At 34.8% G+C, this 14,961-nt stretch carries 9 protein-coding genes; all 9 read right to left on the bottom strand.

What is annotated here, in order from left to right; genetic code table 11:
- Positions 1 to 191: 191 nt before the first annotated feature.
- Positions 192 to 2,975: a PorP/SprF family type IX secretion system membrane protein gene (locus tag A6I66_RS16435; RefSeq protein ID WP_084399476.1), complete on the bottom strand. Its 2,784-nt coding sequence runs from the start codon at positions 2,973 to 2,975 to the stop codon at positions 192 to 194.
- Between the two features lies 1 nt (position 2,976).
- Entirely contained in the window at positions 2,977 to 4,446 is a 1,470-nt protein-coding gene (locus A6I66_RS05260; protein WP_067146333.1) for a T9SS type B sorting domain-containing protein, read from the bottom strand.
- A gap of 219 nt (positions 4,447 to 4,665) precedes the next feature.
- Positions 4,666 to 5,982 (bottom strand): hypothetical protein, encoded by a 1,317-nt coding sequence (locus A6I66_RS05255; protein WP_067146331.1) that lies wholly within the window; start codon positions 5,980 to 5,982, stop codon positions 4,666 to 4,668.
- Between the two features lie 372 nt (positions 5,983 to 6,354).
- Positions 6,355 to 6,801 carry a hypothetical protein gene (locus A6I66_RS05250; RefSeq protein ID WP_067146329.1) on the bottom strand — a complete coding sequence of 149 codons (447 nt, stop codon included), beginning with the start codon at positions 6,799 to 6,801 and terminating at the stop codon, positions 6,355 to 6,357.
- A 148-nt stretch (positions 6,802 to 6,949) separates the two neighbouring features.
- Positions 6,950 to 10,099, bottom strand: coding sequence for a cytochrome c biogenesis protein (gene ccsA, locus A6I66_RS05245; RefSeq protein ID WP_067146327.1), 3,150 nt, complete (start codon positions 10,097 to 10,099; stop codon positions 6,950 to 6,952).
- Positions 10,100 to 10,192: 93 nt separating this feature from the next.
- Positions 10,193 to 11,689: an ammonia-forming cytochrome c nitrite reductase gene (gene nrfA, locus A6I66_RS05240; RefSeq protein ID WP_067146326.1), complete on the bottom strand. Its 1,497-nt coding sequence runs from the start codon at positions 11,687 to 11,689 to the stop codon at positions 10,193 to 10,195.
- 14 nt (positions 11,690 to 11,703) lie between these two features.
- Positions 11,704 to 12,300, bottom strand: a complete 597-nt coding sequence (gene nrfH, locus A6I66_RS05235) for a cytochrome c nitrite reductase small subunit (RefSeq protein WP_067146324.1) — start codon at positions 12,298 to 12,300, stop codon at positions 11,704 to 11,706.
- A gap of 269 nt (positions 12,301 to 12,569) precedes the next feature.
- Positions 12,570 to 14,396 (bottom strand): type VI secretion system Vgr family protein, encoded by a 1,827-nt coding sequence (locus A6I66_RS05230; RefSeq protein ID WP_067146322.1) that lies wholly within the window; start codon positions 14,394 to 14,396, stop codon positions 12,570 to 12,572.
- Positions 14,397 to 14,431: 35 nt separating this feature from the next.
- Positions 14,432 to 14,941: a type VI secretion system TssO gene (gene tssO, locus A6I66_RS05225; RefSeq protein WP_067146320.1), complete on the bottom strand. Its 510-nt coding sequence runs from the start codon at positions 14,939 to 14,941 to the stop codon at positions 14,432 to 14,434.
- Positions 14,942 to 14,961: the final 20 nt, after the last annotated feature.

Raw genomic sequence — 14,961 nt, 5'->3', positions numbered from 1 at the left:
TTTTATCGATGAAACAACACCTTTTATATGATTTGAAAGACTCACAAGTAGTAAAAGGATTACAATCTAGGTGTTGACTGAAATTTCATCAATTATTATAATAAATTTTGACTGGTAGAATACTACTTATAAACAAAAACATCAGCCTAATTAATAGACCGATGTTTTTCCTTATTACAAAATATTAAATTTTACTTTTCAATTTTAACAAGCGACATTTTGCCGTTGAATGGCTTATCACCCTTTTTCTCAAGAGCTCTTTGAGCACTAGAAAGTCCGTCATAATTTTCGTAGTAAATATAATATTTACTTGTATTTACATCGAAGAAGAAATTAATATCCTTTTGTCCTGCTGCAACAGCTTTTCTAAGGAATTCATCTCGTTTACTAACATCTGAAAGTACTGCTACAACAAGGTAATAGCCCTCTTCTACATTATTAATACCTTTTAAGATTTGGATATTACTTAACTCTTCACCATAATCAAAATCTTCAGCGGTTAAAGGCGTAGAACTCACTGGTGTATTTTGCCTGATAACATTAAGAGCAGCCCTATCTTTTTCATAACGTTCTTGATCATTATCGTAAAGGGCACGTTTAATACGACGTTTACGCTCTTCTTTTATTTCTTCTTTTAATTCTTCTATTTTAAAGATAGACCCTTCTCTAATTTGGAAAACTTCAACTTGTTCAGCCTTTAACTCTTCAATTCGCCTTTTATAGTATTTATTAGTTGCATCATTAACATCTGGAACATTTTCAAGACGCTCTTTATAAATTCTATCTAGTCTTCTAATTTTATTATTTTGAGCGGCAACAACATTATCTATTTCCACTTTCAAGGCTTCTAACTCTCTGTTTTCAGCAGAAATACTTCTAAATGCTTTAGGAGCCATTACAATACCTTGTTCACTTAAGTTATTTTCTTCAATTAAATCGTCAAGATCTTTTTGTTTAAGCGCTACTTTTTCTTGTAATTTTTCAATAAGTTCTTTTTGTTCCTTACTAGACTCCATAGCCGACCTTGCTACGTCGTTCATTAATTTAGTAGCCTCATCGGTAGGCACAATAGCTTTCAGTTCTTCCTCTTTCTCAGCTTTCAATCTCGCAGCTTCTGCTATAGCGGCAGCCTCTTGCTCTGCTTTAAGTCTGGCTTCTTCTGCTAGTCGAGCTTCTTCTGCTTGTCTTAATTGTTCTGCTTCAGTTAAGGCTAAAGCTTCTTGCTCTTTCCTCAAACGTTCTGCCTCGGCTAAAGCTGCAGCCTCTTGTTCCGCTTTAAGTCTCGCTTCCTCAGCTAATCGAGCTTCCTCTGCTTGTCTTAATCGCTCTACCTCTGCTAAAGCGGCAGCTTCTTGCTCTGCTTTAATTCTTGCTTCCTCCGCTAAACGGGCTTCTTCCGCTTTTCTTAATCGCTCTGCTTCGGCTAAGGCTAAAGCAGCTTGTTCTTCTTGTAATCGCTTTTCTTCCGCAATTCTCGCCGCTTCCTCTTTTCTTAAACGTTCTGCCTCAGCTAAAGCGTTGGCTTCTTGCTCTTCTTTAAGTCTCGCTTCCTCAGCTAAACGGGCTTCTTCTGCTTGTCTTAATCGCTCTGTTTCTGCTAAGGCTAGGGCTGCTTGTTCTTCTTGAAGTCGTTTTTCTTCCGCAATTCTCGCCGCTTCCTCTTTTCTTAAACGTTCTGCCTCAGCTAAAGCAGCGGACTCCTGCTCTGCTTTAGATCTAGCTGCTTCAGCTAAGCGCGCTTCTTCTTCTTTTCTTAATCGTTCCTCCTCAGCTAATAAGGCCTCTGCTTTTAAGCGTTTTTCTTCCGCTATACGATCGGCTTCTTCTTTTTCTGCCAAACGATCTGCTTCTACTTTTCCGTTCAATGCCGCTGCTGCCGCTGCTCTTTTTTCTTCAGCAATTGCTGCTGCTGCCGCTGCTTCAGCCGCACGCTGCTTTTCTAAGGCATCAGATTTTCTTGGTAAATTCTTAGGCGTCTGACTCTGAGTTACCTTTTTGCTACTTCTATTTTTACTTTCAGAAATAAATAATCCGTCTTCTTCTTCATCACCAAAATAGTCATAACGATCTTTTGATTTAAATCTATAAGCTACAGTAATATCATGGGAATTTCCTAAAGCAGAAATATCACCCATAGATTTTTCATAATTATATTCTATAGCTATTTGTGATGTAATGTTTAAACCAACACCTGCTGAAAATCCATAAAAAGAATTGTAACCCGCTTGTCCCCAAAAACCTTTAGGAACCATAAGCATGACGATTCCTGAAAACACCGTTTGATCCGTTTTAAATTCTGAACGAACCAAGGCTGAAAATCTACTATCCTCAAAAAATCCACGCGTATTCATATAGCCTGTATACATACCATGAACTTGAATACCTTGCTCTGGATTTTCCTCTATCATAGATGACGATGTTAAATTGTAAGCCACTATATTGTTTAGAGAAACTCCAAAATCAAAAAACTCTGTTCCATAATTTATTCCAGGGTTTATGGTTACAATGGAATTTGAAGGAATATTATCAAGTGAAGGGTCTGGCGTATTTGTAATAATTGCTCCATCATTAATACTACTTCTATAAAACCCGAGATTCATTCCAAAAGTTAAATTCCCAGACCGATTTACAACAACATTATAGGCAAAATTGGCCATTCCTCCAAAAGTGGTTAATGCACCATAATTTTGTTGGAATAAACTTAATCCAGCTCCTATACTTTCTCTAAATCTTCCGGAATATCCAAAAACATATGTTTCTGGTGCATTATCGAATTGAGCCCACTCTCTTTTATTACTTATAGAAATATAACGATGACTTTCTCTTACAAAACTAAAAGTAGGATTAACAAAGGTTCTATTAAATTTTAAAGAATTTCTAACCGGAATATTTAAGCCTACAACGCCATCATCTTGTGCAGAAAATTGCTGAATGAAACAGAAAAATAACAGAATATGGAGCAGATACTTTTTCATGTTATTTTATTACTGTTAAAGTTCCTTTTCTTGTGCTTCCATTTGAAGTCGTAATGATATAATAATACACAGGATTAACACTTTTAAAATCGATATTATTTTCTGGCCAATTATTTAAATAGTCATTGGTTTGAAGTACTGTTTTGCCTTGTGGGCTTATAATAATTACCTCTGTATTAGTACCTGAAACATATGCTTGAGGAATTATCCAAGTATCGTTAATACCATCACCGTTAGGACTCACAATATTTGGTATTTCTTCAACATTAGGAAAATAATTATCACCCCCGGATACCGTAAACAGGTACTCCGTAGAGGCTACACAACTACCTGTAGAAGAAGGTTGTGAGACCGTTACTTTATAACTTCCGAACTGATCAATATCAAAACTATTACTTGTTGCTCCAGAAATTTGAGCATCATTACGATACCAAGTATAAGTAGGATTTAAAGCATCTGTTGTTATCGTAACTGTTATAGTTTCTCCCTCTTCTAAAACATTATCTTCATCAGGAATAACACCATCAATACTACTAGAAAAACCAGAATTATCTAAAAGAATGGAAGCGGAAGCGGTACAGCTTCCTAAATCTACATTTACAGAATAATCACCTGATTCATTGGTAATATAATTTTGCTCGGTAGCACCGTCTATAGGCATACCGTCCTTACTCCATTGATAACTATCTCCAGCTGTAGCGGTTAACGTTGTTGGTCCGTCGCTCATACAGAAAGGGTTACCCAAACTGGAGTTGATAGCAACTGTAACACCTGTGGATATTTCATTAACTGTAACACGGTTTGAATAGGAATTTGAGGTACAAGTGCCATAATTTGTTTCAACAAAGTATTTACCTGAAGTGGTAACCGATAAACTACTACCATTTCCAACAAATTCTTTAGTAGTGGCACTGGTTTCTCTATACCAATTATAAGTTAATGACGGATATTGTAGTGGGGAATCATTGTTTTCATCACCAGGATTGTCAATCGTTAAAAGATAGCTTCCACCAGAACAAAAATTAGCCGTTGGTACTAAATTATTAATTGTAAACGGACTATCTTGAAGTTTATAATACGCAGGAAACGCATTAGAGCCCGAGCTTATTGCTGCTGGCTGGGTACTTTTAACTCGAACCTTATAAGATTCACCCGATACCGTTTTAGGTATAGCAAAGGTTATTGTTGCTGGTGATGAAACAATAGCTCCAGCAGTCGATGTATAAACCACTTCACTATTTGCAAAACTACCATCGGCATCAGAAAGTTCTAATATAAATTGATTAGATGACCCAAGCGCTGTTTCTGGTGAAAAAGAAAAAGAAACATTATATTCATTAAACCCATCACTAGCACAAGCTTGATTAAAACCAAGCAAATTAGGCTTAGTTATAACTACTTGTCCTTGCACTAAATTCGAAAAAATAAAAAGGAAAAAAGCAACAATATGTACTAGCGTGAAATTTTTCATTTGAGGTTTTCACACAAAAAAGACATAAAACTCACGAGTCATTTTTACGAAAAAACGTAATTAAGACTTATACATCATATAGTTTGTAAACACAAACTATATGATGTAAGCTATAAGTTTTAGATAAAATGTGTAGAACGATTTGGGTTAGTTAGTTTGTTTTAATCTACTCTTATTATCTAAGGTAATTCTATTTAATCTAGAAATAATTAGATGTTTTTAGTTTGAATCAGAATCGTTAGAAGCAATAATTTTATTGATACGTAATCTATAATCCGGTCTTCTTAGATTGTTTATTTCAATAAAAGTTTCAGCGTCATGCCCTTTAGAATAAACGTTAAAAAACGCATGATTACCATACCAATTTTCTAAATCTTCATTATTTGCATTATTTTCAACAAAAATGTTTCCATTACAATTATTGAAATACATATTTGTGAATTTTATTTTATCTAAACTTTCTTGGTTAATTTGAATTTTATTTTCAAAAATAACTGCTGGGTTAAAACCTGAAATCACACTTTTATTCATATCAAGTGATGCGTGTTCTCCAACATAAACACCTTCTTGCACTAAGCCCATTCTAATATCCTCTCTTAAATCTTTAGACGTATTTAAAACAGTGATATTTTGAACACTAACAGATGTTGATGGTTTTGAAAAATCTACTTCTTGTCTTTCGCTATAAGCCACAACTTCCAAACTTCTTGCTCCACTACTACTTGAAACATATGGAGATCTTACAGCTAATGAATTAATTAACTCACCTTGAACACCATAATTGAATTTATAATCTGTTTGACTAGCCTTATATGACACAAATTTATTTAAGGCAACATTTCCTCCCCATACTTCTACTGAGTTACCTCCAGAATTACTAACCATAACGTTTTCTAATACAGTTTCCCTTCCTACTCCTGCTAATAATAAACCATTATAATTCAACCCTGTTTTAACACGACTCCCAGCATATTCAATTCTCACATATTTTAACAACCCAGAGTTAGAATTTGGATTTTCACCACCAAAATTTGTAAAGGCATAGTTTGCAGGGTTAAGTCTTGTATAGTACGATGAAACCGAACCATTTCCAAATTTATTAGATGCTGCATCACCAAGAATAATTAAACCTCCCCAATCTCCTGACTTTTTAACACGACGGTTTGAAGTAAAGATAATTGGATCTGTTTCTAATCCGTTTGCAACAATGCTTGCTCCCTTTGCAATTGTTAAAGAAGCTTTACTTGCATAGTCACCAATAATTACAGTTCCTGGTTCAATCGTTAAGACAGCATTATTAGTTACGAAGATACTTCCAACCAACAAGTAAACATGTCTTTTAACCAAACGTTTATCTTCTGTAATATTTCCTGTTAAAATCTGAGTAGGCTCTACATGGTTATCTTGACCATTAGACTGAAAGTCTGTCCAATTGTTAAGCCAGTTGTCTTTTCCTATAATTCCTTTTTCTTGTTGAGCTACAACATTTGCAGCCACAAATAGGAACATGAAAACGGTAAGGGTAATTTTTCTCATAATTAAACGATTTGGGGTTAGAACCAAAATATGATTTTTAGATCAATAATTAATCAAATTTAAAAAAAAATCCACGAAATACCAATTATTTCGATTAAATACATAAAATAAGTTCATTTGCAAGGAATTTCTATCGACGAAATACACTCTTATGTCGTTAAAATCATCCTTATTTTTCTATCAAAGGCAATTTTATAAAAAATATTAGAAAATAACTAATGCCAACTTTCTATTTTATCACTAATAATTAACAAGACAAAACCCATACCTCCATAAAATAAAAAAATGCTATTGTAGTACTTTAAACTTTAGTTTAATACTTCAATAGCATAATTATAAAAATGATGTTGATAAAATTTAACGAAACTCTATTTAACGGTATTCATTAAAGGTATGTAATGATTTCATAATTTCCTCATAAAACAAGATACCTGAAATTAGATTTCTAGTGTCTGCATATGGTAAATATTCATTCAAGAAAAACGTTGTACTATTAACGTAATCATCTGCCGCTTCTAATTGATTATCTAAAGCCTTTACATTATCACTATTTGTAGGAATCCCTAAAGTAACCATAGTAACCCCTGGTTTTGTAGCAAATGCAATATAAGGTAATATTCTAGTTAGAACTGTATTTCTCTCTCTATAAAGCGCTAACACTTCACCCTTAGCCATTCGTTCTAACTCTTCAATATTATGGTATTTTTTTATCTTAACTTTATCACTAATGATACTTTTTGGACCATCAGACTTTTGAGCAAAAGAAATGCTCGATACTAGGAAAAGGCAAAAACCTAGTAAGATTAATTTAATTCTCATGTTAAAGATTTTAGGGTTAGTGGAACAAATTTATGTAATTAACCGAAATTACCAAGCGTTTTATCGGCTTTTTTTCAATTTTTTCACGTATAATACCCGAAAAAATCAAAAAATTCGATTAAATCACAATAATAAGGGTTGAACAGCGTTAAAATCCTTTGGATTTGTTTTTTTGAAATTTTTGTTTCCTTATGAATGCTACAAAAGCGACTAGTAAAACTAAGAATATTAAAACATAAATAAATTTTGGGATAGGTAATGGATCACCTGCTGCATAACTATGTAATCCAGACAAATAATAATTAACCCCGAATGATGTCATAATAATAGATCCGAAAGCAAAAACACTAGCCGTATTAAGCACATACATGCTTTTTATACCAGGAATTAACCTTAAGTGCAACACTATGGCATATACAATTATACTAATTAATGCCCAGGTTTCTTTGGGATCCCATGCCCAGTAACGTCCCCAAGATTCATTAGCCCAAATACCACCGAGAAAAGTTCCAACAGACAGTACAAACAACCCTATGGTCATAGAAATTTCATTTATATAGGTCAATTCTTTTATTCGTATATCAATTTCCTTTTGTGTTTTTTCTGTTTTAAAGACCATTAATAAAAGGGCCATAAAACCTAAAACAGCTGAAAGTGCTAGAGGTGCATAACTGCTTACTATCGTTGCTACATGAATTTTTAACCAATACGATTTTAATACCGGCATTAGATTAGTGATCTCAGGACTTAACCAATCTAAATAACTAACAAACAACAAGGCTCCTGAAAAAAGTGTTGCCAAAGGCAATGCAAAATCGGACTTTCTAAACGTAAGCAAACCACATAATAACAATACCCAAGACACAAACACCAGCATTTCATAGCCATTACTCCATGGTGCATGTTGTGCTACATACCATCTTAATATGATATTTCCTGTAAAAGCAATAAAACTAACAAGGGTTAATACTATAATTAGATTCCAAGCATAATCAATTACTTTACCTTTGGTAAAAACCCTTAGGATAGCTAGAAATAATAGAAGCGCTCCTAACGTAAAGAAAACTTGAAACAGCCAAAAATTTAGGTTAAGCTCATTATACCACAGCTCCGCCTCTATTCTTTTTCGTGAAGGAATAATATCTTTACCTAAAACATCTTGAAACGTTTTGATGTATTCCAACTTTTCACTAGCAGCAATCCAATCCTTTTTATTAACATCATTAAAATAACTTGGAATAATTTTTTGAGCAAATTGCGCGTCTTCTTCTGGGAAATCTAAAAAGTCATGAGTTTGACTATGCCATTTGTTGTTTTCGTCCTTACTATTTGGAAAGACCTTTAAATAATTTCCAGCAAATACATTATATAGTATATTAAATCGCTCATCAACTTTTATAATCTCCTTATCAAACTCACTTCGTTCTGCAGGTTTCTTTTTATTTGCAACCTCCACAACTTCACCCAATCTATATTTTCCTTTATCATCTAAGAGTCCAACAAAAGACACTAAGTCATCCTCACTAACTTCTAATGCTTTAAAGACCTCACCTCCTTTTTCAACATCAACCTTAATTAAAGGAATATATTGCCAAATATTAGAAGCCGCTTGCATCGCAAGAAAAGCTTGATTCGCACTTAATCTAATACTTTGACCGTTTTGAGTAAATTTAAAATATGGTTTTCTAGTTAGCTTTCTTAAGAACTCGGAGGCTAGGGTGTTCATTGGCTTAATCCGTCCATCTAAATCCTGAACCATTAATCGTCCAAACAAGTCAGCATGTTGCTCATCAACTTCTAGCTGTTTTATGTTTTGAATATTTATTTCTGGAGCTTTATTTTGTGCATAACTCCCAAGTGTAAAGCACAACCCCATTAAAAGTAAGGCAGCACTTTTCATTTTAAGTTTTTTCAACTTGTTATTTACCACCCAAAAGCGGGAGTTTTTATTAAACAGTGTAAAAAACATCCCCAACATCATTAAAAAATATCCTAAATAAGTCACATTGGTACCTAGAGCATCATGATTTACAGCTAGAACCGTTCCGAGTTCATCGGTATCATAACTCGCTTGAAAAAAACGATACCCTTCATAGTCTAGCACATGATTCATATATATACGATACGGCATCACTTCGTCACCATCAATGACACTAACCTCACTGGCATAGGCCGACGGACTTGTAGAACCGGGATAACGCTCCAATTGAAAATCGTTTAACTTAATTGAAAATGGTGTTATAATAGGTTCTGCACCATAAGACAAGGTGACTTGTATGTCATCAAAATCTATATCATGTTTAGTTGGTAAAAAACCTTCTCTATATAATAAGGTACCTACTTTTGTTTTATCCCCTATTTTAACATCAACAAGTAAGGCATCATCTTTTTGCTCATCATTGTCTTTTGGTTTTTCAGAAACTGATATTAATCCAATTTTAGCCTTGGGATGATAAGATAGTGGAACAAAAGAGGCATCACCATCTCGATATAAGGTTCTAAGTGATATGGTATGTAGACTATCTTTAACTATGGTTCCAGCCGTTTCGGTGGCCATCACAAAAGTGCTTAAATTCCTAGGCGACCTAATTTTAAACAGACCGTCTTTTTCGGAAATGTTAATCACATCGGTTTGATCCACTTCAAAACCAATTTTGTGTTGATGTTCGCCAATACTCTCAATCTCTCCTTTTTCCAAATACACGGTTTCCCTTCCGTTTCCAGCAGACACTACCATTTGAATTAGCGGTTTGCCATCTTCAGCATCATCTATAATTTCGGGCACCGCATCTGCGATAAATTCATTATAAGATATGGTAATGGGAAGATCTTGAAAATCAGTTTTTATCTCAAAATCATTATTGCTTAATGGTGAAAAGCTGATCTTTTTACGAAGTGTTTTTGTTTTTTCTCCATTAGAAAGGTGAACGTGTAAATAATTATTCGTTGAAATAATCATGTTTGAAGTAGCACCTTCACGAATACGCATTACGCCTCCATAAGAGACGTATCGTGTGATGCCTGCTCCTAATAAAATAATAATAAAAGCTAAATGAAAAGTGAGTATTGACCATTTTTCGAGTCGCCATAATCTGTACTTATATATGTTCATCATAAAACAAAGCCCCAAGCCTAGCATGACAAGTTCAAACCACCATGAATCATAAATCATTTTCCATGCTGTTGCAGTTCCAAAATCGTTTTCAACAAAAGTGGCCGTTGCCATAGAGACTGCAAAAATTAATAAAAGGAAGACAGCAAGTATTGGAGAGGCAAATAGGCGGTAGATTTTATTCATATAAGTAGGATGTGGCCTTATTTTAAATTGAAAGATACCTTATTTAAGTAAACAAGGTATCTTTCGTATAAATAATATTAAGAAATTTAATTTTTAGTTTGTTGCAGAAACCGCATTTATGGGCATTTTATCTTCACGCTCTTTGGCTGCTTCAAGCCATTTAGGCACTACGTTTTTGATGAATTCTTCTTTTTCAGCTCTTAATTTTTCCATATCTAAACCGATATACTCTTGAGCTTTTTCTTTAGTAGAAATATCAGGCATTTCTACAGGTGAATTATGACCTAAATCAGCTAATAAGCGAGCTAATTTCACACGAGCTTCTTGAGCAATCACTAAACCTCCTCCAATAACTCGAGCCGTTTCAACTGGCGAATGGAAAGAAGCGCCGTGTGCCGCTGCAGAATAATCCCAGCGCCATTGTCCGTGACGAATATCGGTTAATATAGGCTTCATTTGTTCTTCGGTAGCACCAAGGTCCCAACATTTTTTAGCTTCAACATGGGCTTTCACTAATAACTCTTCTAGCTTTAATCGATTTTCGGTTGCTTTTCTTTGGCGATCATAAACATTAGCAATTAACTTGCTAGATTCTTCTCTATGACAAACCTGACAGGCATTTGAAGTGTTATTTAAAGGCGATTGAATGTGATGATCTGTAAATTTTTGTCCCCCCTCACTTTTATACGGCATATGACAATCGGCACAAGACACACCACGATCGGCATGCACCCCAGTAGTAAACGTTTCGTAACCTGGGTGTTGCGCTTTTAGCATCGGTGTTTTACTAAGTTGATGCGTCCAATCTGAAAACTCTAAATTATCATAATATTTCTCCATATCTTCCACGGTCATACCTTCTTTCCAAGGAAATACGAGATATGGCACACCTTCTTTTCCAGGTAAGTTTTTATTAAAATAATATTCAACATGACATTGCGCACATACTAAAGAGCGCATTTCATTATGAGTTGCTTGATTGATATCTTTCCCCATAGCATCAAATGCTTCAACCAAAGCAGGTCTGGTAATACGCAACTTCATGGTTTTCGGGTTATGGCAATCGGCACAACCAATAGGATTTACAATTTCTTCTCCTTTATCGGCCCATTTTCCGCTATAAAATTCGGCAACACCGATTTCATTCATTAAACGTGGCACATCAGGGCTTTTACAAGTCCAGCAAGTAGAAGGCATTGGTCCATCACCCTTACCTTCGGGCGCTCCAGTTCTTAAAATATTACGAACATCCTCAACAGCATAGGCATGTCCGCGGCCTTGATTATATTCTTTAGAGAACGCGTATCCAGCAAATAACACCACTAAATTCGGATCTTCTTCAAGTACATCGCGCATCGCAGAACCACCTTGCATAGAAGCAAACGTCGTATCTAAAGTTTGCATATATGATTGATATTCAAGAGGGAAGTTTTCACCCCAAACCTCATTTCTTGGTTCATTTTCGGCGATATTAACCTGAGGAACATATTTATATTTGGCTTCAGATTTTCTATTGACGATGCTTGAAGCCAAAAGCCCCAATAGAAATACGACAATAATGGTTACGATAAATAAGACTTTGTTTTTCATCTGCTGTACTTTTATTATTCTTTAATCTGCTCTTGCATCCATTCAGGGATAACAAGTTCATCCTCGCGATCTGTAGGTATAGGTGCTATATTAAATTTTATGGTTGATAATCCGTGTACATTTCCATGAGGCACTTGTTTGTGACAACTCCAACATTGACGCCCTAACCTATTCTCTTTATGCCCTTCAATCCAGCCATTATATTTCACCTGAGTGACTTGCTGAACATGGCAACGAATACAATTGCTTTGAACCACTTCTTGCGAAGCTTCCTTCATTTCAATAACATCTGGTTCGGCACGCATGGTAAAAACAGAAGCATGGTAAAGACCGTCTTTAGCTTTAAAATAATATTTATTGAAAACGTTATCATGGGGTACATGACAGTCATTACATTTGGCCCATTCGCGATGGGAACTGTGCATCCAACTGTTATAAACAGGAGTCATTACATGGCAATTCACACAAGCTTGGGGATCGTCAGACATATAAGAAATAATCTTAGACTCTCTTGCCATAAACAAGGCTAGACCAATAATCACAGCAATAAAGAATACTGCTGTTGTGCGCCATTTGGAATCCTTTGGTGGTAATATTTTCTTGTTTCGCATCAAATTGATTTGATCTTAGAAATAATTAATAACACATCGCTCTGTCCAATCCTACCAACATTCCTTTAAAGAATGGATCATCTTGACAAACCAGTCCGTTTTGATATGTTAAATTTAGTTAATTTCTAATTCCACTCAAACAATTCTAAACAAAAACATACACTTTTCAATATTATCAAGAATGAATATAAATAACTAACAGATAAGGCATTATAATATTAAAAATATTGATAGAGGATTTCATATCAAAAAGTATGTAGTACAAAACGCTATATAATTTCAATTTTGCCGCTAGCGCCTTCTAGAGCCGTAATTTGACCTTGGATTTTAGTTTGCTGACCTTTTATTTCTGTTGAAACTTGCCCTTCAGCACGAATACTTTGCGCTTGAACTTCCATATTAGCTTCAGACTCAACCTTAATATTCGCAGTACTTTTCAAGGTTAAATCATTGTCAGATTGAAAATTTAATAGACCCTGACTCGCGATTTGGGTATCGCCTTCAGAAACCAGTGACAAATTATTTTTAGCTTCCAATTGTATATTTTCTTCGGCGGTCATTTTAATATTTTTCGCCTGAAATTCTAAATTTTCTGCCGTAGTGATGTATAAGGATTTTGCCTGCGTATCGAAGGTGATAATACTCCCTGCGTTATCATAAATATTAATCTTTTCTTCTCCATCTTCATCGTTAAGCTCTATGGTATGCCCGCTACGGGTTCGTATGGCTTTAATCGCATTCGTATCTGATTGCCAATCTTCAACTTTCTGCTTACCGTTATACAAGTTTCCCAATACATAAGGATGTTCTGCATTCGAATTTTCAAAACCAACCAAAACTTCTTCATCAATTTCTGGAATAAAATGAAATCCTTTTTCATTCCCAGCATGCGGAGTTAACACGCGTATCCATGGCGTACTTTCATTATTCCTAATTTGCCATGGAAATTGCACTTTGACTCGTGACAAACCTTCTGGATCGGCATTTTCGACTACCACAGCGGTTTGTGAATGACTTTTAGGTGTAGCTTCAGGATTATTAAGTGGACACTTATCAATATCGGCACTTATGCCTTCAAAAATATTGTTGTATTGTCCATTTTCAAAATTACTATGCGATACTTTAATGATGCGGTAACGTCCTCGACTTCCTGCATTATCGGTAATTTCAATAATTTTCCCAAGAGACACTCCGGGATTATCGCTGTTTCCCTTCAAAAAAACTTGCCTAGCTTCAACAACTCGTTTTTGCTGTTCCTCTTGGTCATTTAAACGCTGTTGGTGCTCATCTCCAGAAAAACCATTTACCCAAACCTCAGCTTCTTCAGTATATAAATTTCGACTACAATCATTTACAAAACCATGATAGCCGGAAGCTTCTGTAGTATTTTCAGAACTTTGAGAGGCATAAACTTCATTATTTAAATAGTCTTTACTTGCATAATGAAAACTATTAGGTAATGGCATTAAATCAATAGAATACCCCTGTAAATCAAATCCATATTTTAAGACCACGTCGTCCCCCGATTCTGGGGATCCGAAAATTAGTTTTTTACCATCGTAAAATAGCCATTCCCCGTATTGCATGGCCAAGCGTTTCGCATAGCTCCAAGAACTTTCCTTTTGCTGAACAGAATACGTTATTACATCGGTAAAATCAGGATTAAAACTTGTGCTTAATTTAGATGTATCAACATTTTGAAACACGTCCGATAAAATAGTATTCAAACTTTTATCTTGAAAAGAATTAAAATGCCATCCAGCATCACAAATCACTGTTGGGCTCTCTGCCTTTATCAACATGATGTGCTCGCCATTTTTCCCTCTTTTATTCGAGACAGCCGTTACCACACCTTTAAAGTCAAGACGTTTATAATTTTCGAATTGAGCTAGCGAAGTTACTTGAAGCGTTAAAATCTCGCCCAAATACTTTTTGGCGGTGTTTAAGAAATCTTCATTTTGATCTTCTAAAACATCAATTCGGCACTCCAAGTTTAAAACGTGGTGTGCGCTAATATTTTGATTTAAAGTAAACGTTTTAAAAGCGTTTATTGGGTTGCTACCAATATAAATCGTTGTTGCAGACTGTAATGCCATATTATTTTAAATCATTTAATTGAACTGAACCTCAATTAGTTTCTAGAAATTCTTAAAATATCAAGGTCTCTTTTTGTTTGCTCTAATTCAGTTCTAGTCTCATCTAAAACCTCTTTATACTCATCAATACGTTTCCTGGCATTTTCTAAACTAAGGAGATCATTTTTAGTGCTTTGTAAACCTACTAGCGCTTCAACAATATCAGTATACATATTATAAAGATAGGTTGAGTCTTTTTGCGGAATAGAACTTTGTAAATCAGCTAGCTTACCATGAATTAAAGTGTTTGTAAACGCTATGTTTTGTCCAGGAGCACCTAACGAATCAATCATAGCTTGAACATTATGCACTCTTAAAGCAAAACTTTTTTGAAAATCGATTTCTTGCTGTATATTTCTTGTTCGTTCCTTTAGTAGCGTATTTTCCTTTAAGGGCACACTATAATTAAAAAACACAGCCCCTACAATGGTTGTTACCGTTAGCATAAACAGTAATAAAAATTTAATAAAACTGGACCTTCGTGCTTTAATATTCTTTGGTTTCATATCTCTTTTGATTTTAATTA

This window comes from Pseudotamlana agarivorans (assembly GCF_001642835.1).
Classification (GTDB): Bacteria; Bacteroidota; Bacteroidia; order Flavobacteriales; family Flavobacteriaceae; genus Pseudotamlana; species Pseudotamlana agarivorans.
This window is presented reverse-complemented; position numbering and strand designations above follow the sequence as displayed.